This window comes from Phycisphaerae bacterium, assembly GCA_041652575.1.
Taxonomy (GTDB): Bacteria; Planctomycetota; Phycisphaerae; order Sedimentisphaerales; family UBA12454; genus UBA12454.
Map to the genome: position 1 here is coordinate 23,896 of JBAZHC010000010.1, position 20,200 is coordinate 44,095.

The 20,200-nt window shown below is 46.3% G+C and carries 20 protein-coding genes; 10 read left to right on the forward strand and 10 right to left on the reverse strand.

Going from position 1 to position 20,200, the window contains the following annotated elements; genetic code table 11:
* Positions 1 to 43: 43 nt before the first annotated feature.
* Complete coding sequence (locus WC496_08415) at positions 44 to 685, forward strand: hypothetical protein (GenBank protein MFA5293040.1); 642 nt, start codon at positions 44 to 46, stop codon at positions 683 to 685.
* 96 nt (positions 686 to 781) lie between these two features.
* Here WC496_08415 and WC496_08420 read toward each other — a convergent pair whose 3' ends face one another.
* The 6 genes from WC496_08420 to WC496_08445 all read right to left on the reverse strand — a co-directional run bounded on the left by WC496_08420 (position 782) and on the right by WC496_08445 (position 6,141).
* Entirely contained in the window at positions 782 to 1,978 is a 1,197-nt protein-coding gene (locus WC496_08420; GenBank protein ID MFA5293041.1) for a M48 family metallopeptidase, read from the reverse strand.
* Between the two features lie 42 nt (positions 1,979 to 2,020).
* On the reverse strand, positions 2,021 to 2,575 hold the full coding sequence (locus WC496_08425) for a LemA family protein (GenBank protein MFA5293042.1): 555 nt from the start codon (positions 2,573 to 2,575) through the stop codon (positions 2,021 to 2,023).
* A gap of 18 nt (positions 2,576 to 2,593) precedes the next feature.
* On the reverse strand, positions 2,594 to 3,676 hold the full coding sequence (locus tag WC496_08430; protein MFA5293043.1) for an aldose epimerase family protein: 1,083 nt from the start codon (positions 3,674 to 3,676) through the stop codon (positions 2,594 to 2,596).
* Between the two features lie 14 nt (positions 3,677 to 3,690).
* A complete protein-coding gene (locus WC496_08435; protein ID MFA5293044.1) occupies positions 3,691 to 4,731 on the reverse strand; it encodes an aldose epimerase family protein in 1,041 nt (346 codons plus the stop codon).
* Complete coding sequence (locus WC496_08440; GenBank protein MFA5293045.1) at positions 4,721 to 5,131, reverse strand: zf-TFIIB domain-containing protein; 411 nt, start codon at positions 5,129 to 5,131, stop codon at positions 4,721 to 4,723. Before WC496_08440 ends, WC496_08435 begins: the two co-directional genes overlap by 11 nt.
* A 92-nt stretch (positions 5,132 to 5,223) precedes the next feature.
* On the reverse strand, positions 5,224 to 6,141 hold the full coding sequence (locus WC496_08445; GenBank protein ID MFA5293046.1) for a magnesium transporter CorA family protein: 918 nt from the start codon (positions 6,139 to 6,141) through the stop codon (positions 5,224 to 5,226).
* Positions 6,142 to 6,314: 173 nt separating this feature from the next.
* On the opposite strand from WC496_08445, the gene sppA reads away from it, so the two are divergent.
* Positions 6,315 to 7,343, forward strand: a complete 1,029-nt coding sequence (sppA, locus tag WC496_08450) for a signal peptide peptidase SppA (protein ID MFA5293047.1) — start codon at positions 6,315 to 6,317, stop codon at positions 7,341 to 7,343.
* Between the two features lie 59 nt (positions 7,344 to 7,402).
* Here sppA and WC496_08455 read toward each other — a convergent pair whose 3' ends face one another.
* The 4 genes from WC496_08455 to WC496_08470 form a co-directional block, all read right to left on the reverse strand.
* Positions 7,403 to 8,089, reverse strand: a complete 687-nt coding sequence (locus WC496_08455) for a hypothetical protein (GenBank protein MFA5293048.1) — start codon at positions 8,087 to 8,089, stop codon at positions 7,403 to 7,405.
* A 34-nt stretch (positions 8,090 to 8,123) separates the two neighbouring features.
* A complete protein-coding gene (locus WC496_08460; protein MFA5293049.1) occupies positions 8,124 to 9,011 on the reverse strand; it encodes a hypothetical protein in 888 nt (295 codons plus the stop codon).
* Positions 9,012 to 9,028: 17 nt separating this feature from the next.
* The gene (locus WC496_08465) at positions 9,029 to 9,796 is read right to left on the reverse strand and encodes a hypothetical protein (GenBank protein MFA5293050.1); all 768 of its coding nucleotides are present in this window, start codon (positions 9,794 to 9,796) and stop codon (positions 9,029 to 9,031) included.
* Positions 9,797 to 10,061: 265 nt separating this feature from the next.
* Positions 10,062 to 11,537, reverse strand: coding sequence for a S8 family serine peptidase (locus WC496_08470; GenBank protein MFA5293051.1), 1,476 nt, complete (start codon positions 11,535 to 11,537; stop codon positions 10,062 to 10,064).
* A gap of 209 nt (positions 11,538 to 11,746) precedes the next feature.
* On the opposite strand from WC496_08470, the gene pyrR reads away from it, so the two are divergent.
* The 8 genes from pyrR (at position 11,747) to aroA (ending at position 20,164) form a co-directional block, all read left to right on the forward strand.
* A complete protein-coding gene (pyrR, locus tag WC496_08475) occupies positions 11,747 to 12,274 on the forward strand; it encodes a bifunctional pyr operon transcriptional regulator/uracil phosphoribosyltransferase PyrR (protein MFA5293052.1) in 528 nt (175 codons plus the stop codon).
* On the forward strand, positions 12,271 to 13,218 hold the full coding sequence (locus tag WC496_08480) for an aspartate carbamoyltransferase catalytic subunit (protein MFA5293053.1): 948 nt from the start codon (positions 12,271 to 12,273) through the stop codon (positions 13,216 to 13,218). Before pyrR ends, WC496_08480 begins: the two co-directional genes overlap by 4 nt.
* Before the next feature lies 1 nt (position 13,219).
* Positions 13,220 to 14,512 (forward strand): dihydroorotase, encoded by a 1,293-nt coding sequence (locus WC496_08485; protein ID MFA5293054.1) that lies wholly within the window; start codon positions 13,220 to 13,222, stop codon positions 14,510 to 14,512.
* 28 nt (positions 14,513 to 14,540) lie between these two features.
* A complete protein-coding gene (locus WC496_08490) occupies positions 14,541 to 15,020 on the forward strand; it encodes an NYN domain-containing protein (GenBank protein ID MFA5293055.1) in 480 nt (159 codons plus the stop codon).
* 16 nt (positions 15,021 to 15,036) lie between these two features.
* The gene (locus WC496_08495; GenBank protein ID MFA5293056.1) at positions 15,037 to 16,722 is read left to right on the forward strand and encodes a ribulokinase; all 1,686 of its coding nucleotides are present in this window, start codon (positions 15,037 to 15,039) and stop codon (positions 16,720 to 16,722) included.
* The gene (gene araD, locus WC496_08500) at positions 16,722 to 17,414 is read left to right on the forward strand and encodes an L-ribulose-5-phosphate 4-epimerase AraD (GenBank protein ID MFA5293057.1); all 693 of its coding nucleotides are present in this window, start codon (positions 16,722 to 16,724) and stop codon (positions 17,412 to 17,414) included. The genes WC496_08495 and araD overlap by 1 nt, the downstream gene beginning before the upstream one ends.
* A gap of 63 nt (positions 17,415 to 17,477) precedes the next feature.
* A complete protein-coding gene (locus WC496_08505) occupies positions 17,478 to 18,887 on the forward strand; it encodes an L-fucose/L-arabinose isomerase family protein (protein ID MFA5293058.1) in 1,410 nt (469 codons plus the stop codon).
* A complete protein-coding gene (gene aroA / locus WC496_08510; protein MFA5293059.1) occupies positions 18,887 to 20,164 on the forward strand; it encodes a 3-phosphoshikimate 1-carboxyvinyltransferase in 1,278 nt (425 codons plus the stop codon). Before WC496_08505 ends, aroA begins: the two co-directional genes overlap by 1 nt.
* Positions 20,165 to 20,200 lie beyond the last annotated feature (36 nt).

Genomic DNA, 20,200 nt, shown 5'->3' on the forward strand with positions numbered 1-20,200 from the left:
GTAAAATAGTGATGTAACCAAATTTTGAGAAAAAGGCTTAAAAATGAAACAGAAATTATTTGCCGGTATTATAATACTATTATTTTTCACATTGGCTGACGCATTTTCGGCGCCTGAGCCTGCGGTCGTGCCGGGGGAAAATCAGTGGACTTTGAACGTTGTATTCACCCAGCCGCAACAGATAACCGTCCGGATTCCCGGCGAGAGAAAACCGCAGAGGTTCTGGTATATTATCATAACAGTTACCAATACATCCAAGATGGACGCGTCTTTCTATCCGGGCTGCGAACTGGTGACGGATACTTTTCAGATAATACCGGCTTATACAAACACAAGAAATGTCGTGTTCGATAAAATCAAGAGCCGATATAAAAAGAGATATCCATTCCTCGAATCACTCGAATCGGCAGACAATAAAATACTACAGGGGCAGGACAACACAAAAGACCTTGCGATAATCTGGCCGGACTTCGAGGCAAAGGCGAAAAATATATCGCTGTACATAGCCGGGCTGAGCAATGAAACGGCAGCCGTTAAACACCCAACCAAAAAAGACGCTAACGGAGTGCCTGAAAAAATCTATCTTAGAAAAGCACTCGAACTGCAGTATTCAATCAGCGGTGACCCAACCCTTCGAAATAATACCAAGCTTGTCTATAAGAACAAGAATTGGGTAATGAGATAGAAAAACCGTCAAACGGTTGCGGCTGCGAGACTCGTTTCGGTTACGTCAATCGGAAGTCGTATTCAATATGCGACCACATCACAGTTATAAGGCAAACTAAATTGATGAAATCTGACTGCAACGGGGACATTTAACCTGAGCGGCTTTGTAATTGGGCGGGATTTTCATTTTCAGGCCGCAGGGACAATTCACGAAACTAAAGCCGGCAGTTTTCTGCATTATGTCGCCAATATCCCGAGTCTGCTTTTTAAAGTCCACCGATTTTTGCCAGTCGGCGGAGCGAATCTGAACAGATTCATCCTTAAGAGCAGACGAAGGTATCGGGGTAGTGTGTTTTGTCGCAGTCTTAAAGGCATTGGAATAATCGGTAAACGAGGCCCCTGCCATGCCGCGAAGTATTTTAATCCGCTCGGAAATCGGCGGATGAGTGCTGGTCAAATCAGACAGCTTCATGCCCTTTTGCTGCAAAGGATTGACAATGTACATCGGGGCGGTAACTTTGTTGCCGACAGAAAGAGGAGTTGTATTCTGGGAAATTTTTTCGAGGGCACCTGCCAGGCCTTCAGGATAACGGGTAAGTCTGGCAGAGCCGGCGTCGGCAAGATACTCCCTGCTTCTGGACAGAGAAAAATATAAAAGCGTGGCCATAATCGGGGCGAGAACGGCAGCGATAATCGCGATTATCATCATAAGTGCCTGAGCCTGACCGCCGCCTTTGTTTCTCGAGGAATAACGCCTGCCCATCGAACTGTAAAACATACTGCGAAGGAAAATTTCAGAAATTAAAGTTATCGCGCCGAGCATAACGCCCGCAATCGTTACAAATAATATATCACGATGCAGAATGTGACTCATCTCGTGGCCGATGACGCCCTGAAGCTCGTCACGGTTAAGCCTGCCAAGAAGGCCCGCTGTAACGGCCAGCGACGCAGTTTGCGGACTTCTGCCTGTGGCAAAGGCGTTGGGAGCGGGGTCATTGATTATGTAAATCTTCGGCATAGGCAACTGGGCGGCAATCGCCATTTCCTCGACCACGTTGAAAAGCTGAGGATGGACACTCTTTGTGACGGGGGTCGCTTTGCTTGCGGCAAGAAAAATCGCATCGCCGCCGGCGAAGCTGACCATCGCCAGAATCATCCAGATAATCAGCGCGACGACCAGACCGACAAAGCCTGCCATCGGGTCGGGCGAAACGGATAATCCTATTATCCAGCCCAAAAGGCCCAAAACCGCCGCCATCAAAACAAGCAGCAGTATCGAATTACGTTTATTTGCTCTTATCTGTTCCCACATAGAAAAACCAGAAAAACCCCCGGTAAAACCGGGGGCTAAATATTAAAAACTAACTTTAGGGACGGCTTTTTCGGCGGCGTCTTCGATTTCAAAGAAGTCGCGTTTGGCGAAATTAAACATTCCCGCAACGACATTCGAGGGGAACATCTGGATTTTGTTATTGTAGAACAAAACCTGGTCGTTATAAGCCTGACGCGAAAAGGCGATTTTGTTTTCCGTGCTGGAAAGCTCTTCCTGCAAGGCAAGAAAATTCTGGTTGGCCTTTAAATCAGGATAAGCCTCGACCGTCAAAAGGAATTTGCTCAGCGCCTTGCCAAGAACACCTTCGGCTTTGGCGGATTCGGCAACGCCTTTTGCGCCCATCGCCTGGCTGCGGGCGTTGGTAACAGCTTCAAGCGTTCCGCGCTCGTGCTGCATATAGCCCTTTGCCGTCTCAATAAGATTAGGTATCAGGTCGTGCCTTCTCTTGAGCTGAACGTCAATCTGCGACCATGCATTGGCAACCTGATTGCGAAGAGAGACAAGAGAATTGTAAATGCCAATTACAAACATAATAAACAAAACAACTATTACGAGCAGAACAATTAAAATTCCCATAACCACCCTTTCGAAAATTTACTGAACCGAAAATTTATACGCTGTCAACTGACTAAAAGTTTCGCCCGGCCTTAAAAGCACCGATGGGAAATAAAGCCTGTTCGGCGAATCGGGGAAATGCTGAGTTTCAAGACAGAAACCATAATACTTATTATATACGCTGCCGTTTTCGCCCTTTATGCCATTGAGAAAATTACCGGTATATAACTGCATTGCCGGCTGCGAGGTGAAAACCTCCATAACCCTGCCGCTTGCCGGCTCTGTTACCCGGGCGGCGAGTACAAACTGGCCGGCGGAATCCCTGTTCAAAACATAATTATTATCGTAACCGCCAACTTTCTCAATCCTGCTTCCAATCGCCATTGGATGTCTGAAATCAAGGTCGGTGCCTTCGACCTTTCTGATTTCGCCTGTCGGGGTACAGTTGCCGTCCGCAGGCGTGTAAAAATCGGCGTTTATCATCAATTCATGAGCGAGAATATCGCCGGTGCCCTGACCTGCGAGATTAAAATAGCTGTGGTTGGTAAGGTTAATTACCGTTTTTTTGTCGGTGGTTGCTTTATAACTTATTCTCAATTCATTGTTATTTGTCAAAGTATAAGTAACCGTAACATCGAGATTGCCGGGATAGTTCTGGTCGCCGGCGGGACTTAAATATTTGAAGACCACGCCGGAATACTTATCAGTTTTAATCTTTTTGCCATTCCAGATGACCCTGTTAAAGCCTTTGATGCCGCCGTGAAGATGGTTTGGGCCGTTGTTAACAGCAAGTGTGTATTCCTTGTTGTAGAGTTTGAATTTACCATTCGCTATACGATTGGCGTATCGGCCGACTACGCAGCCGAAATAATTCGTATCTTTCATATATTCGGCGGGACTATCGAAACCGAGAACAACATCTGCGAATTTGCCGTTTTTGTCGGGCACTTTAAGCGAAACAAGCGTCGCTCCCAGTGAGATAAACTTCGCTTCCATACCGTTTTTGTTTTTCAGGGTAAACGATTCCACGCTGGATTTTTTGTCCGCCTTTGCGAATGCACCCGCCGAAGCGAGTGCAAGCAGTAAAATAAAACAGTATCTAATTCTTATTTTTTCCCACATAATTATCTCCCTTTTTAAATCGTACTAAACTTATGAACAACAAGATGCCTGTAAACCTGTTTCGGCTCAAGCGTCACAGAAGGAAAATCGGGATGATTGGGCGAATCAGGATAATGCTGCGTCTCAAGACAAAAAGCTCCGTGCTTTTTGTACAGTGCGCCGGCCTTGCCCGTTACGTCATTAATAAAGTTGCCCGTATAAAATTGAACCGCAGGTTCAGTAGTGAAAACTTCCATCACCCTGCCGCTTTGAGGTTCTACGACTTTTGCAGCGAGTGAAAGCTCGGCCGGCGATGATTTATTCAGGATATAATTAAAATCGTATCCAATTCCGAATTTGCCGATATTTTCGCCAATCGGCTTCGACACGGTAAGGTCAAGCTCGGTATCTTTGACGGATTTAATTTTGCCGGTAGGAATGTAGCCGCTGTCGACAACTGTGGTTTTGTCGGCGTTTATTTGTATGCGATGCGAAAGGATATCGCCTTTATCGTGGCCTGCAAGATTGAAATAGCTGTGGTTGGTAAGATTAACAATAGTCTTTTTATCAGTTACGGCCTGGTAGCTGATTTTCAGTTCGTTATCATCCGTAAGGGTATAAGTAACGGTAACATCGAGATTGCCTGGGTAGCCCTGCTCGCCATCGGGGCTTAAATATTTGAATATAACTCCGCAGCCGTCGCTGTCTTCGAATGGTTCGGCATGCCAAGGCGCCCTGTTGAAACCTTTAATTCCGCCGTGAAGGTGGTTTTTGCCGTTATTTGTAATCAGTTTATATTCTTTGCCGTCGAGGGTAAATTTGGCATTTGCAATCCGATTTGCGAAGCGTCCGACAGTGCAGCCGAAAAAACATTTGTCGTTCATATACCCGTCAAGGTCGTCATAGCCAAGAACGATATCGGCGAATTTGCCGTTTTTGTCGGGCACTTTAAGCGAAACAAGCGTCGCTCCAAATGAAATCAGCCCGGCCTCAATGCCTGCCCTGTTTTTTAAAACAAAAAATTCGATGTCTTTATTATGGCTCAGCTTTCCGAAAGTACCTTTTTCAATCACCATTTTTCGCCTCGCTTTTATTTTTACCGAATATTTCCGTCAGAAGTTTAATAACTTTCCTGTCTTTGTCCAAACATCCTCTTGCGAGCACCCGGGGCAACTCGCCTTTATCAAACCACAGGCCGTGGCCATTTGCGCAACGGTCGATAACAACAGGCTCATCGCCACCGACCTGGATTTTATGCATCTTTTTAAGACATATCGGGCATGGACGAGACTGTTCCTTTGAGGATTTTACCTGTTCAAAGGAATCGATAAACAAACGGCTCTGCCGCTGGTCTTCAAACAGCAGCTCAAGCTCACTGGCATCAAGCCAGATACCGCCGCAGTTCTGGCAGTAATCTGTTTCGACCCGGTCAAGCTCCAATATAATCATCGGATTTTTACAGGCCGGACAATCCATTTACCCCCACACCAATATAAAAGTTTTTGAAAATTTGGTTTCCACTTTTTACGCTCTAATATTTTCCCCAACCAGAATATTGGTGTGGGGGCTTACCACCTTTTGCGCCACCATAGCATACCCACTGTTATCGCCGGCAAAAACGCCAGCAGGAAAATTATCCAGAAAGAGGCCGGGGCATCGTGTTTGAAAGGCAAAATAACGTTCATCGAAAAAACGCTCACCACAAGGGTGGGCAGCATAATAACAATCGTCAGAATCGTCAGCGCCTTAATGCGAATATTAAGATTGTTGCTGATAATCGAAGCACGTGCATCCATCATACTCGAAAGCACCTGAGAAAATATCTCAGTCTGGGCAAGACACTGATTGTTCTCAATCGACATATCGTCGAGAAATTCGAGATTTTCCTGCGAAAGACCTATCCTGGCCGAATAAGTTTTGAGCCTGCTGATAAGCACGGCATTGGAATGTATGGCGTTAAGATAATAAACCAGACTCTTTTCAAGCGTAAACATATTCAACAGGTATTTATTTTCCATGGCGACGTTTACCTGCTGCTCAAGCTCGTTGGAGATTCTGTTGATACCCCTAAGATGCTCGACAAAATGTAAAATGGCACGAAAGATAAGCTTCAGCGACAGGTCGAGAATCGAAGTAACCCTGTTGAATATCTTGCCGTCAAATAACGGCATATCATCAGCAATCACAATCACAAGACGGTCGGTGAAAATAAACACGCCGACAGAAAGAGCCTTAAACAAAAACTCATCCTCAGGAGCATAATGTTTGGGCCGTTTAAGAATCATCGCGATATGCTCCGGCTCGAACTCAAGACGGCTCGGCTCATCAGGGTCAAGAGAAGAACTAAGAGTGTGCTCGTCAATCTTGAGATGGTCGACCAGATGCTTTCGCTCGTTTTCATCCGGAGCGATATAAACAAATATAGCGGCGTCATTATTGGCACACTCAACCAGTTTTCCGTTGGTTATCTGCAGGTTTCTTAACATACGAGTACTCCAAATATATTTACGATTGCGTCAATTCTAACAACCACTACTCCGATGAGAAAGCAAAAAATATCGGTTTGGGCGGCTAATTCCGAATAGCCGGCTAAATCTTTTGACATTTTCGGGGTGCGTTTCTACAATTGTACGGATATTCAGGAACGAAAGGACTAAAAATGGACCCAATGGAAAACTCTTACCTGTCAAACCAGCCGCCCCGGCCCGCATCGAGAGGAACCGGCTGGAAGATATTCTTCGGTATCATCCTGGGCCTGTCAATAATAGCAAATTTTGTCCTTTTTCTGGCCCTTATTGTTGTGGGCTCCCAGCTGCTGACAGGGACGAATTTGAGCGACTCTGTTGTTGAAAAAGTAATCGAGGACAGCTCGTCCAACAATAAAATTGCGGTCATTAAAATAGAAGGCATAATCAATACTGAACTTGCGGACCTGGCATCAAGCCAGATTAAGGCCGCTAAAAAGGATAAAAACGTCAAGGCGGTAATATTCAAAACCATTACGCCCGGCGGAGGAATCTCGGCAAGCGACCGGATATACGATGAAATAACCCGATTCAGAGCCGAAACGGGCAAGCCTGTCATCGCGTTTATGCAGACAATCGCCACATCGGGCGGCTTTTATACCTCGTCGGCCTGCGATAAAATTATCGCCGAACCGACCGCAATCACAGGCTCAATCGGCGTGATAATGGGACATTTCGTCCTTCAGGATTTGTTCGAACAGAAATTGGGCATAAAACCGGTAGTTATTAAGTCCGGCCCGAAAAAAGACTGGCCGACAAGTTTCGAGCCTGTAACCGAAGAACAAACGGCATACCTTAATGAAACACTTATCATACCGGCTTATGAAAGGTTTCTCGGAGTTGTGATAAAAAGCAGAAAAGACAAGCTGACCGAGCCGCAGATACGGGCTTTGGCCGACGGCAGCGTTTATAACGCACAGCAGGCTCTCGATAACAAACTAATCGACGAAATCGGCTATATGCCCGAAGCGATAGCGGAGGCAAAAAAACTGGCAAATATTGCCGATGCCAAAGTCGTGGAATATAACAAGACTTTTTCACTGGAAGACTGGCTGGGAGGAAAAACAGGGGTAAAATCATTCCTGCATCTTAACCGCGATACGATATATGAACTTACGACACCGCAGTTGATGTATCTTTGGGACGGGGGGTTGAGCTTTTAACTTTATTTTAACCCCCTGTTTCCAACGAAACAGATAATTTGCCAGGTCGTGGCGTCTATTTATTTCTTTTTTTTGCCTGCCGAGAAAAATCCTGCCATAATGAAAAACGCAACAGTCGCAGGCTCAGGAATAGCGAATTCAGATGAAGCTACAGTCACATTATCCAGTCCCCAGCTTTCATCGCAGACATCCTGAAGTCCCAATCCTGCAAAGCTGAGCGTTAACGAATTGGCAGAATGAGTAAAAGTAAAGCTGAGATTGTAAACAGAATCGCCATAGAATTCATAACCGAGCGTGTTTGTTTCCGCCGCTCCTGTTTGTGCCGGATATTCCTGCGAACTGGAATAAGAGGCCGGATAAGACTGCATATGACCGTCCTGGGCGGTATTACTAAATGTAGTATTCAATAATTCAGGACCATCGACCACACTAAGCTGCCAAACATCAGGGCCCCAATCGGCGCCGGTGCCGTCCCATGACTGAATTACAAACAAATCAAAGGACAATGTAACAGACTGGTGGGCGGGCAGATTATCGAGAGATAAAGTAACAAAGTCGTTACCGCCAAATTGTCCGAGGAAAGTCCTGCTCCCGGCAGGAGTTATATCTACCGATATATTCGACCACTCCGAACCGACAACCGACTCAAAGTCATTTGAATAAACAACGCCCGCGTGAGTTGTACGAACTGAAGTCAATATGCCAACCAATAAAGCGGCTGCCAACCAAAATGTAATTTTGCTCATTTTAATTCCCCCATATTTTTTATTCTTTGTTTTACTAACCAAGCTTTAAACTTTTTCTGCCCGACAGGAAAAATCCCATCATAACAAACAAAGCAAGCGAAGCAGGCTCAGGTATTACCGTAACCGGGCTATAGACGACCTGTGAATTATTACCGAGCCAGATATTGCCTGCGGCATAAAAGCTTCCGGAAAGGTCAGAAGAACTGTCAGTGCCGAAATCGCCGCCGTAAACTTTTACAACGGCTGCAAGTTTTGTATTTTCACCCAGCCAGGCATCGTGACCGAAAACATTGATAAACAGATTGCCCGAACCTGAGTTTGTGAAAGTTACACTTTTGCCCGTATCGAACTGGCCGGCAATATTAAGAACGACATCGCCGAGGCTCGTATCGATATTTACAACGCCGTCTTTGTTCATCCAGAAGTTTTTCAGATTATACTCGCCGGCGGAAAGATTAAGCGTCACATTTTTGTCAAAACTCCAGTCTCGATATTCGCCGGGCTGAAGAGTCTTAGTACTGTATTTTTCACCATAAATATTATTTGTTCCGACAGCGTTCTGCTGAAGTGAATCGAGCGGCGGCAATACAAAATCTCCAAAGCTGACGGAAGTACCGCTGATTAAAACATTATTGCCGGTATGCACATAGCCGTTGGCGAGGACATTGCCGCTTACAACGGAATTATTTCCGAGCCAGAGATTGCCCTGAGTATATATCGAGCTGAGGCTTGTCCCGTTACCTGCAGAAATATTTCCCGCGGAAGCAACAGGCCCGCCGACGGTTACAGTATTTCCAAAACCAATAGTCCCGCCGGCCCATAAGGAAAGCTCGTCGATATTTATAGTAGTTGCCTGTGCGGTTAAGGTGAAAACCGCGACAAAAAATAAAACTACAATTCTACTGTATCTGAGTCTAAACACTTTAAACCCCCAAAAAATCAGGCAGTCTTTGCCGAATTCTTTTTACTGACAACCATAAGAAAACCGAAAGCTACGAATGCGAGTGTGGCAGGTTCCGGAATTGCACCGGTATCCACCGCAACAAGGAAATCCTGCGCGCCGAGATAAGAAAGCGACCTCAAATCCGCCATAGGACCTGTTCCGTCGAGAGCATGCAGCCAGTCATTTGCTTTTTGAGAATCGAGATTGGTCGCTTTGAATCCTCTGCTGCCGCCGGTGCCGTCACTGGTAACATCCCAGCCTGCAGAAGAAGTCGGCAAATCCTCATAAATAATTTCCCAGACTGCTGCGGCAAAGGCTCCGGCTTCATTTTTCTGCTGAGAAGTATAGCTGCCGGTTGCGGCCCATGCCGGATTGTAAAATCTGCCCCATAACTCGGCCAGATAATCAGCTTTCGCCTGTCCCATAGAACCGCCGAGAAACGCCGTCGGCCTTGGCCCATCCTGCACTTTGAGCACGTCATAAGTAAGAGTTCCTGGCGCTGTGTATTCAGAAAGGTCCATACAGAAACCGCTAAAAAGACCATTGTCGATATATTGACCTTCGCCCGTTCCTGCGGTTTTGTTAAAGAGAAAAACGCCGGCGGAAACATTAAGACCGTTCCAGCCGCCGCCCCATATTGTCATTGTGTCCTTTGCCCCGTAGCCGGACTGGCTCATAGTAACAGTTCCGTAAATCGGAGTAGCCACACATACGGCACACAGCAAAAGCGTGATAATCAAAACCACCGTTAATCTCGTTTTCATCAACCTTTAAACCTCCAAATTTCAATTTTCAGGGGTACAGCACCCCCGCATAAAATCGTTCTTTATATATATACTACGAAATAAAACGGTGCATGCTGAATGAAGCGGCGTAAGAATCCTCAAGGTCCTGTAATACAAATTTTAATAAAAGAATATTGAGGTATGAGCGGATGAAACTACGAAAAAAAAATTTTGTGGTCTTAAAATGTGCAGGATTTAAAGGCGATACTTAGGCGTTCAATGCGTAATATTCCGTGATAAATTTTTATTTTTCGGAATTTTCGCCGGCAAGCCGCCAGGAAAGGCCGTAAGAGGTAAAACTATCCGGAAGCTGAGAACCGAGGCTGCAGGAAACAACAAGTTCATACACGGTATCAGGGTCAAGGGAAACATAAAGATGCTCAACATTATCAACGGGACTATCGCTGTAATCGACAAGTTCAGACCTGCCTTCGCCGTCAATGGCCCATAACTGAAGCTGTAAATTGCTGAATAAGCTCAACTGAAGATTAAAGGGATACCGGTTTTCATAAATTCTGTTCCAGGCAAGAGTCGCGGTCAACCGGCTTTTTGCGGCGGGGCCGGTCTGGAATCTGTAAACTTTTTCGACGATATAATTAGGCTCAATAATATTGATGTCCCAGCCTGCGGTATTCACATCGCCGTCACGCCGCATGCCCGCGGTAAGAACATTATAGGCGGCAAGGCCGTCCACCAGCCCGGCTCCCTGTCTGAAATCGAGCGGATATTCAGAATCGTCGTTACTGTCAGCGAAACCCTTGTGCCAGCCGGCGAGCTTTTTCGCACTGGTCATTAAAATAGATTTCATTACACAATTGCCCGCAAAAGGAGAGGCGGCAAGCTGCAAATCAGGCTCCTGTTTAGCTTTTTGCATAAGCATGGAAGCAACGCCTGCTACTACCGGCGCAGCAAAACTCGAATAATCGCCGCTGGGTCTGTAAAGGCTGTTAGTATCCGCTACAGCAACAAGACAATTGCCCGGGGCAACTATGTCCGGCTTGCAGCGGCCGTCAAGCGTCGGGCCCGCGCTCGAACGATTCGCATCAGGCACGCCAAAATCGGCCAATGAAGCATTTGAATCGACAACACCAACGGCAAGTATATTGGCACCTGCCGCCGGGTATAACGGCAAATCATAAGAACTCTTCCCATTGCCGATTGAAGCAACTACCAAAAGACCGAAATTCTCGGCCATATTGTCAATGCCCCTTGTCCACCAGGCTTCGCAAGACCAGCCAAGACTAATCGTAAGCAAATCTTCTTTTGGCCAGCGACTCGGGTAAACATAGTCCGTTATAAAATGCCAGAATTCATAGACATTCAATTGCGCATCAGGAGCAGCGGACCTGTATGAAAAATCGCCAATCGGCTGATAAAATGCGTTTGCGTCTAAACCGGCAAGAATCGAAGCGATAGCTGTTGAGTGACTTGAAGTGCCGGGTTGGCCGTACCGGTCATCGTAAAAATTTACCTTGAGGCCTTCAAAACATTTATGAGAAATATCCGGCCTGTAATCATTCTGAGGTTTGGAATCCACATACGTATCGCTTCTGCAGACAAGGCCGATGCTCAGACCTTTGCCCGTAAGATTAGGGTCTATATCGCCGAGGTTGTACAACCCGATAAAATCGAGAGCGGCCGGCTGAACGGCTGCCGCGACAACCAAAGCCGTAGAAAACAACAATGCAACTGCTGCCAATTTTAAAAATCTGCGAACCAAAAAACACCCTTAAAAATTAGAAAAATTCATATCTATTATACCATATTCTGCTTAGTCTTTCCAGACTGCCTACTTTATTTTTTAACTCTTTAGACGCACACGGTTAACGGCATAAAATAAGGCCGATTTACGCCTTGCTAAAGGATAATCCGGTTGCTATACTCTTCTAAGTTATTTCGGACGTCTGGAGATTGGGATTAAGCAATAATATGGAAATTCTTTTAAGCTCCGATAAAATCGCTGATTGCATTACAAATCTGGCCAATGAGATTATCTCAAAGGCGACCAGAGACAACCAGATTGTTGTTATCGGTGTCAGAAGCAGAGGAGAGATTCTTGCCAAGCGTCTTGCCGAGGTACTATCCAAAAAACTCAAAAATAAAACCCCCTGCGGCACTTTAGACATAACCCTTTACCGCGACGACATTAATAATCCCCAGGGCGAAAGCCAGCCTGTCGTAAGAAGCACAGAAATAGGTTTTAATATAGATGATAAAATAATAATCCTCGTAGATGATGTTCTATATACAGGCAGAAGCGCCCGCGCGGCAATGGACGCTCTGATTGACCTGGGCAGACCAAAAGCAATAAGACTTGCCGTGCTGGTCGAAAGAGCCGGCAGAGAATTCCCCATACACGCGGATTTTGCCGGTCTTAAAGTCGACCTGCCTGCAGATAAGTCCGTACAGGTTAATTTCGTGGAATCCGACGGCAAAGACAGAGTAATCGTAATATGAGCAAAAAAGAATTTATATGGAATCGCAAACACCTTATCGGGCTGCGGGAGCTGAGCAGAGAGGAAATCGAATATATTCTCGACACCGCTCAGGGCTTCGAGCAGGTAAGTACGAGAAGCATTAAAAAGGCCCCTACTCTTCGCGGCAAGGTAGTAGTCAACCTGTTCTTCGAAGACAGTACAAGAACCCGAAACAGTTTCACACTGGCGGCCAACAGATTGAGCGCGGACGTCATAGAGTTCACACAGAAAAGCAGCAGCGTAAGCAAGGGCGAAACGCTTCTGGATACCGCAAGGAACCTCGAAGCGATGGGAATCGACATCGTTGTGATAAGACACAGCGCAGGAGGCGCACCGAAATTTCTAAGCAGAAATATCAACGCCTGCGTTGTCAACGCCGGCGACGGATATTGCGAACATCCGACACAGGGACTGCTGGATACTTTTACGATAAGAAAAATAAAAGGCTCACTGGAAGGACTTAAAATCGCAATCGTGGGCGACATCGCTCATTCGCGGGTTGCAAGAAGCGATATATACGCGATGACAAAACTCGGCGCCGAAGTAACTCTTGTCGGCCCGCCTACTCTTATGCCGGCAAAGGTCAGCCAGCTTCCGGTACAGGTAAGCTATTCGCTGGACGCGGTTATCGGGCAGGTAGATGTAATCAATATGCTGCGAATACAATTCGAAAGAATGGGAACAAATCCGTTTCCATCAATAAAAGAATACTCTCACTATTTCGGTCTGACGGTCGAGAGAATGAAAAAAGCGAAAAAAGACATCCTCGTTATGCACCCGGGTCCGATTAACAGAGGCGTGGAAATAGAAAGCGAAGTAGCCGACGGTACGAACAGCGTAATCCTGCAGCAGGTAACCAACGGCCTTGCGGTGAGAATGGCGGTGCTGTTCCTTGTTAATCAGGCGGCAATGGCAAAAGAATAATATGGCAAAAAATATACTTATAAAAAATGGTTTCGTAATCGACCCGGCCAACAAGATAAATCAAAAGGCTAACGTTTACGTAGTCGATGGTAAAATCGCCGAGGTCAGCAAATTTGAACCAAAGGCAGATTTAATAATCGACGCAGCAGGCAAATACGTGCTGCCCGGTCTGATTGATATTCACGTTCACTTCCGCGAGCCCGGCGATGAAGAAGAAGAAACAATAGCATCCGGTTCGGCAGCGGCAGTGGCGGGAGGATTCACATCGGTAGTATGCATGCCGAACACCGACCCTGCGATTGACGACGCGACAAGCGTCGAGTACATCCACAGAATGGGCAGGCAGGCAAGAAGGACGCACGTATATGTGATGGGAGCTATCACAAAAGGCAGAGCGGGCGAACAACTCAGCGAAATGGGATTTATGACCCAGGCGGGCGCAGTCGGTTTTACAGACGACGGAAGCGGAGTGCAAAACGCCGCTGTAATGCTAAGGGCGCTCAAATATTCATCAATGTTTAAAAATATTGTTATAAGCCAGCATTGTCAGGATAACTTACTTGCCGGAGCCGGTGCGATGAATGCCGGTTTTAATTCAACGGTACTGGGACTGCCGGGAATAGACCCGCTGGCCGAAGAAATGATGCTTTGGCGGGATATTCAGCTTGTCCGAAAAACAAATATGCGATACCACGTCCAGCATGTTTCAACCGCAAAATCGGCAGAGCTGATAAGGCAGGCCAAAAATGATTGTCTGCCGATAACCTGCGAGGTTGCGCCTCATCATCTGCTTTTGACCGATGACGCCTGCTGTGATTATGATACAAATTATAAAGTCAATCCGCCATTGAGAACGGCCAAAGACATCGAGGCTATAAAACAGGCGATAAAAGACGGCGTAATCGACGCGCTCGCGTCCGACCATGCGCCGCACCTGAAAAGCGAAAAGGAACTTGAGTTTCTCGCGGCGCCGTTCGGAATAGCAAGTCTCGAATGCGCGCTGGGGCTTTATATCAAGGCACTGATTGAGCCGAAAATAATAGACTGGCCGCAGCTTGTCTCTATAATGGCTGTTAACCCGGCGAAAATAATCAGCGTCGATAAAGGCACTTTAGGCAAAGGTAAACAGGCCGATATAACCATCATCGACCCGGATTTCGAATATACAGTCGATGTGAATAAGTTCCGTTCGAAAAGCAAAAACTGCCCCTACGACGGCTGGAAGCTGAAAGGCAAAGTCGAATACACAATCGTCGGCGGAGAAATCAGATACTCGACATTCGCCACGGTGTAACCATGTCGCAACAGGCGGAAAATTTAACGTGCTGATAATTGACGGTTATAATTTGCTGCGGACCGTGCAGAATCTGACAGAGCATTCCTCAGAAATCACCGATGTTCAGATTTGCCGGATAATAAACGAATATCTTTACAGAACAAAAAAGAAAGGCTGTCTCGTCTTTGACGGAATCGGGCCGAAAGACAAATCGCCTTTCAATAATTTATTTTTTCTGGAAATAACTTTTTCCGGCACCAGCCGCGAAGCTGACGATATTATTGAAACGATGATTGTCGAAAGCAGCGCCCCGAAAAGTCTTATCGTCGTCAGCAGCGACAGACGGATTAAAAGAGCGGCTGAAAAAAGAAAAGCGACCGCCGTCGATTCTGTCGATTTCTGGACGGAGGTAATTAAAACACTTGAGAAAAAAAGAAAAAGGAAATTAGAGCCGCAGGCAAAATTTACAGGTATAACCGAAGCCGAAACGGAATACTGGCTGAGGGAATTTGGTCTTTTAAAATAAAAACACGGAGAAAATTATGGCTTACACAATCGGACTTGACTACGGAACAAATTCCGTAAGATGCGTTGTAGTTAATACAAAAAATGGCGATGAAATAGGAACCGCTGTCTTTTCGTACCCATCGGGCAAAGATGGCATCATACTCGACCATTCAGACGCGAATGTCGCAAGACAAAATCCGGCTGATTATATAAAAGGTATCGAGATAAGCGTAAAAAACGCATTGATACAGGCGAAGAAAAACGATAAAAATTTTTCAGCAGATAAAATTATCGGCTTCGGCGTCGATACAACAGGTTCTACGCCGATTCCTGTCGATAAAAACGGCACTCCCCTTTCTGAGCTGGCTAAATTCAAAAATAACCCCAACGCGATGGCATGGCTTTGGAAAGACCATACAGGATACGCTGAGGCGGCGCAGATTACCGCCCTTGCGAAAAAACTTTATCCTGAATATCTTGCCAAGTGCGGCGGAACATATTCATCCGAATGGTTCTTCAGCAAAATACTGCATTGCCTCAACATCGATAAAAAAGTTTTCGACGCTGCGTATAGCTGGGTCGAATGCTCAGACTATATCCCTGCTGTTCTTGTCGGCGACACCAAACCTGAAAATCTGAAGTGCAGCAGATGCGCAGCGGGACATAAGGCGATGTTCAGCGAAGAATGGGGCGGACTGCCCGCAAAAAGTTTTCTGAGCAAACTCAATCCCAAGCTCGGCGCATTGCGAGAGAGGCTCTACAAAAAAACTTATACCGTCGAGACTGCCGCAGGCGGACTTTCAAAAGAATGGGCAAAAAAACTCGGACTTGCTGAAAATATTCCTGTCGCTGTCGGTGCATTCGATGCACATCTTGGAGCGGTAGGCAGCGGCGTCAAGAATGGTACGCTCGTAAAGATAATAGGAACAAGCACCTGCGACATTCTCGTAAGCCCGAAAAAAGGCAAATTAAAAGATATACCCGGCGTTTGCGGAATCGTTGACGGCTCGGTACTGCCGAATTTCTGGGGTCTGGAAGCGGGACAATCGGCTGTCGGAGATATCTTTAACTGGTTCGTAAATTATATCCAGCCGGGCGGGAAAATCGAAGGCTCGCACGAAGAACTGACAAAAAAAGCCGCGAAATTAAAACCTGCCCAGTCGGGCCTGCTCGCACTGGACTGGAACAACGGCAACAGGACAATTCTCGTTGACCAGAGATTGACAGGATTACTTATCGGCCAAACACTTCATACAAAGCCGGAAGAAATTTATCGCGCACTGATTGAGGCGACAGCTTTCGGCGCCTTGACAATTTTTAACCGTTTCGAAGAATACGGAGTAAAAATAAATGAGGTCGTCAACTGCGGCGGCATCGCAGAGAAAAATCCGATGGTAATGCAGATTTACGCGGATATTACCGGCAGGGAAATGAAGGTCTCACGTTCATCGCAAAGCTGTGCGCTGGGTTCGGCAATCGCAGCGGCGGTAATCGCAGGCAAAAAGGCAGGCGGTTTTGATAATTTCGCCTCGGCACAATCCGCGATGTGCGGCGTAAAGAAAAAAACATATAAGCCAAACGCGAAAAATCATAAAGTTTACGCAGAGCTTTATAAACTCTATAAAAAACTTCACGATGCCTTCGGCATAAAAGACAATAAAATTGTGCTTTCAGATGTTATGAAAAAATTGCTCGAAATTAAAGAAAAGGTCAATAAATAATGTTTGAACAATTAAAAAAATCCGTTTGCAAAGCAAATTTAGAACTTCAAAAACAAAACCTCATTATCTACAGCTTCGGTAACGTCAGCGGCATTGACCGTAAAAAAGGCGTTGTCGCCATAAAGCCCAGCGGAATATCTTATGATAAATTAACGCCCGCGAAAATCGTTCTACTCGATTTGCAGGGCAACGTAATCGAAGGCAAACTGAAACCATCATCGGATACGCTGACTCATCTCGAACTGTACCGGATATTTTCCGATATCGGAGGAATTTGTCATACACATTCGACATACGCGACGATGTGGGCACAGGCCTGCCGGGAGATTCCGCCGCTTGGTACGACCGGGGCCGATTATTTCTACGGAGCGGTGCCGGTTACGGATTGCTTAACCGATTCTCAAATCAAAAATGATTACGAACTCAATACCGGCAGGATAATAGCAAAGAGATTTAAAAATATCGACCCGCTTCAGATGCCGGCGATACTGGTCGCCTGTCACGGGCCGTTTACATGGGGCGAAAGTCCGGAAAAGGCCGTGGAAAATGCGGTAGTTTTGGAAAACACAGCCAAGCTTGCGTTCGGGACGGTAATGTTAAATCTGGATATAACGCCGATTTCGAAACTGCTGCTCGACAAGCATTATTTACGCAAGCACGGGAAAAACGCTTACTACGGGCAAAAAACTTGACCGTGTTAATTATTGAATATATGATACCGCTCCATATATAATTTAAAAAAGGAGTTACAAAATATGGCAAACAAGATGACATTCGGAGTTATAGTCGGCAATAGAGGTTTTTTCCCGGCACTGCTGGCCAAAAAGGGCCGTGAGGATATACTGAACATACTTAAGAAAAACGGTTATGACGCTGTTTGTCTTACTGAAAAAGATACGAAGTTCGGAAGCGTCGAGACTTACAGCGACGCGAAAAAATGCGCGGAGCTGTTTGCCAAAAACGCTGATAAAATCGACGGCATAATAATAACGCTGCCTAATTTCGGCGATGAAAAAGGCGCCGCCGAGGTTATCAAAAGCTGCGGTCTGAATGTGCCGATTCTCATCCAGGCCGAATCTGACGACGCGGCAAAGATGAAGGTCGCAAACAGACGCGATTCATTCTGCGGAAAAATCAGCGTCTGCAACAATCTCAGGCAATCTGGAGTTCCATTCACCCTTACAAAATCACATACCGTTAAGGTAAACTCGCCGGAGTTTAAAGCGGAACTCGATGAGTTCGCCGCAGTTTGTCGAATTGTAAAGGGTCTTAAGAACGTAAGATTCGGGGCAATCGGCGCAAGAACAGGCGCATTCAATACAGTCCGTTACAGCGAAAAAATTCTCGAGCTTGCCGGGGTCTCGGTCGAAACACTCGATTTGTCGGAAATTTTCGGCAGAACTGAAAAATTAAGAGAAAACGACAAAGCCGTAAAGGACAAACTGACGGCGATAAAAAAATACGTCTCGACAAAAGGCATTCCGAATAACGCCCTTGTCAGGATGGCGAAATTCGGCTGCGTCGTCGATTGCTGGATTAAAGAACTTAATCTGGCCGGAACGGCGATTCAGTGCTGGACAAGTATGGAAGAATTTTTCGGCGTAGTACCGTGCACTGTTATGAGTATGATGAGTCAGGGACTTTGTCCAAGCGCCTGCGAAGTTGATATAACCGGCCTTTTGGGAATGTATATCCTGCAGCTTGCAGGAAACAAGCCGAGCGCACTGCTCGACTGGAACAATAACTTCGGAACCAATCCCGATAAATGCGTGCTGTTCCACTGCAGCAATCTGCCGAAATCATTTTTCAGGTCGGCAAAGATGGACTACCAGGCAATTATCGCAGGCTCGGTCGGAAAAGATAATACTTATGGAACTATTGTCGGAAGAATCGCTCCGAACAAGGCTACTTTCTGCAGGGTCGCGACAGACGATACGTCCGGCATGATGACGGCATATACCGGTCAGGGAGAATTCACCAACGATACAATAAACAGTTTCGGCGGCTACGGCGTTATGAAGATTAAAAACCTTCAGTCGCTCCTGAAATATATCTGCAAGGCCGGTTTCGAACATCATGTCGCGGTAAATCTCTGCTCCAGTGCCGATGCAATCACAGAAGCCCTTGATAATTATCTGGGCTGGGAAATTTACCGGCATCAATAATGAAACTGCAGGCAAGTAAATCCCGATTAAGAGGCACCATCGCTATCCCCGCGTCCAAATCGCATACTATCCGCGCAGTCGCGATCGCGTCTTTGGCCGATGGTCAAAGTCTTATCAGGAACCCCCTGATTTCCGATGACGCATTAAGCGCTATAAAATGCTATAGCCTACTCGGAGCAAAAACAGACTGCTCGGATAAAACCTGCTGGAAAATTACCGGCACATGCGGAAGATTAAATGCTCCCGATAAAATTATCGACGTCGGCAATTCCGGCACAACGCTGCGATTAGCAGTCGGCTCGGCGGCTCTTTTGCCAAAGGGTAAAAAGGCAACTTTCACCGGCGACGCACAAATACAAACAAGACCGATACAGCCCCTGCTCGATTCGTTAAATGAACTCGGCGCAAAAGCAGGGAGTTTGAAAAATAACGGTTCGGCCCCTGTCGAAATCGAAGGCCGGCTCGTCGGCGGCAAAACAACAATCGAATGTTTCACAAGCCAGTATTTGAGCAGTCTGCTGCTTGCGGCACCATTGGCACAGAAAGACACTGAAATTATTGTGCCCCTGCTCAATGAGCCTGATTATGTGAAGATAACGCTCGACTGGCTCGACTGGCAGGGCATCAAATATGAAAATCAGAATATGAAGCGTTTTATTGTTAAAGGCGGACAGAATTACAAAGCCTTTGACAAACAGATTCCGGCAGATTTTTCGAGCGCGACATTTTTCCTTTGCGCCGCTGCGATACTCGATGCCGATATTACCATCACTGGCCTTGATTTTTCGGACAGCCAGCCGGACAAAGCCGTTGTCGAATATCTTAAACAGATGGGAGCGAAAATCGACATTACTCCTGACGGCGTTCATATAAAATCGAGCCGACTTAAAGGTGTCGAAATCGATATGAACAGAACGCCTGACGCTTTGCCTGCGATGGCGGTAACGGCGGCATTTGCCCGGGGAACTACAAAATTTCTGAATGTTCCGCAGGCAAGGAAAAAAGAAACCGACCGTATAAAATGTATGGCCGAGGAATTGACCAGGTTAGGCGCGAAAGTCGAAGAATTGGCGGACGGCCTGATAGTTCACGGCAGCAAATTAAAGGCAGCTGTTCTTAACGGCAGAGGCGACCACAGGATTGTAATGGCACTTTCTCTTGCGGCTATGGGGCTGGATGAACCCTGCACAATCGGCACAGCAGAGGCGATGAATGTAACATTTCCGGATTTCGTCAAATTAATGAAGCAACTGGGCGCAAATATAAATTTAGCTTGAACAATATAATCTTCCTATTTATACTCTTGCGAACGA

Excerpts from the sequence above, each read along its gene's own strand:
- WC496_08415 (MFA5293040.1), top strand. The coding sequence starts at position 44 with ATGAAACAGAAATTATTTGCCGGTATTATAATACTATTATTTTTCACA.
- WC496_08420 (MFA5293041.1), bottom strand. The coding sequence starts at position 1,978 with ATGTGGGAACAGATAAGAGCAAATAAACGTAATTCGATACTGCTGCTT.
- WC496_08425 (MFA5293042.1), bottom strand. The coding sequence starts at position 2,575 with ATGGGAATTTTAATTGTTCTGCTCGTAATAGTTGTTTTGTTTATTATG.
- WC496_08430 (MFA5293043.1), bottom strand. The coding sequence starts at position 3,676 with ATGTGGGAAAAAATAAGAATTAGATACTGTTTTATTTTACTGCTTGCA.
- WC496_08435 (MFA5293044.1), bottom strand. The coding sequence starts at position 4,731 with ATGGTGATTGAAAAAGGTACTTTCGGAAAGCTGAGCCATAATAAAGAC.
- WC496_08440 (MFA5293045.1), bottom strand. The coding sequence starts at position 5,131 with ATGGATTGTCCGGCCTGTAAAAATCCGATGATTATATTGGAGCTTGAC.
- WC496_08445 (MFA5293046.1), bottom strand. The coding sequence starts at position 6,141 with ATGTTAAGAAACCTGCAGATAACCAACGGAAAACTGGTTGAGTGTGCC.
- sppA (MFA5293047.1), top strand. The coding sequence starts at position 6,315 with ATGGACCCAATGGAAAACTCTTACCTGTCAAACCAGCCGCCCCGGCCC.
- WC496_08455 (MFA5293048.1), bottom strand. The coding sequence starts at position 8,089 with ATGAGCAAAATTACATTTTGGTTGGCAGCCGCTTTATTGGTTGGCATA.
- WC496_08465 (MFA5293050.1), bottom strand. The coding sequence starts at position 9,796 with ATGAAAACGAGATTAACGGTGGTTTTGATTATCACGCTTTTGCTGTGT.
- pyrR (MFA5293052.1), top strand. The coding sequence starts at position 11,747 with ATGGAAATTCTTTTAAGCTCCGATAAAATCGCTGATTGCATTACAAAT.
- WC496_08480 (MFA5293053.1), top strand. The coding sequence starts at position 12,271 with ATGAGCAAAAAAGAATTTATATGGAATCGCAAACACCTTATCGGGCTG.
- WC496_08485 (MFA5293054.1), top strand. The coding sequence starts at position 13,220 with ATGGCAAAAAATATACTTATAAAAAATGGTTTCGTAATCGACCCGGCC.
- WC496_08495 (MFA5293056.1), top strand. The coding sequence starts at position 15,037 with ATGGCTTACACAATCGGACTTGACTACGGAACAAATTCCGTAAGATGC.
- araD (MFA5293057.1), top strand. The coding sequence starts at position 16,722 with ATGTTTGAACAATTAAAAAAATCCGTTTGCAAAGCAAATTTAGAACTT.
- WC496_08505 (MFA5293058.1), top strand. The coding sequence starts at position 17,478 with ATGGCAAACAAGATGACATTCGGAGTTATAGTCGGCAATAGAGGTTTT.
- aroA (MFA5293059.1), top strand. The coding sequence starts at position 18,887 with ATGAAACTGCAGGCAAGTAAATCCCGATTAAGAGGCACCATCGCTATC.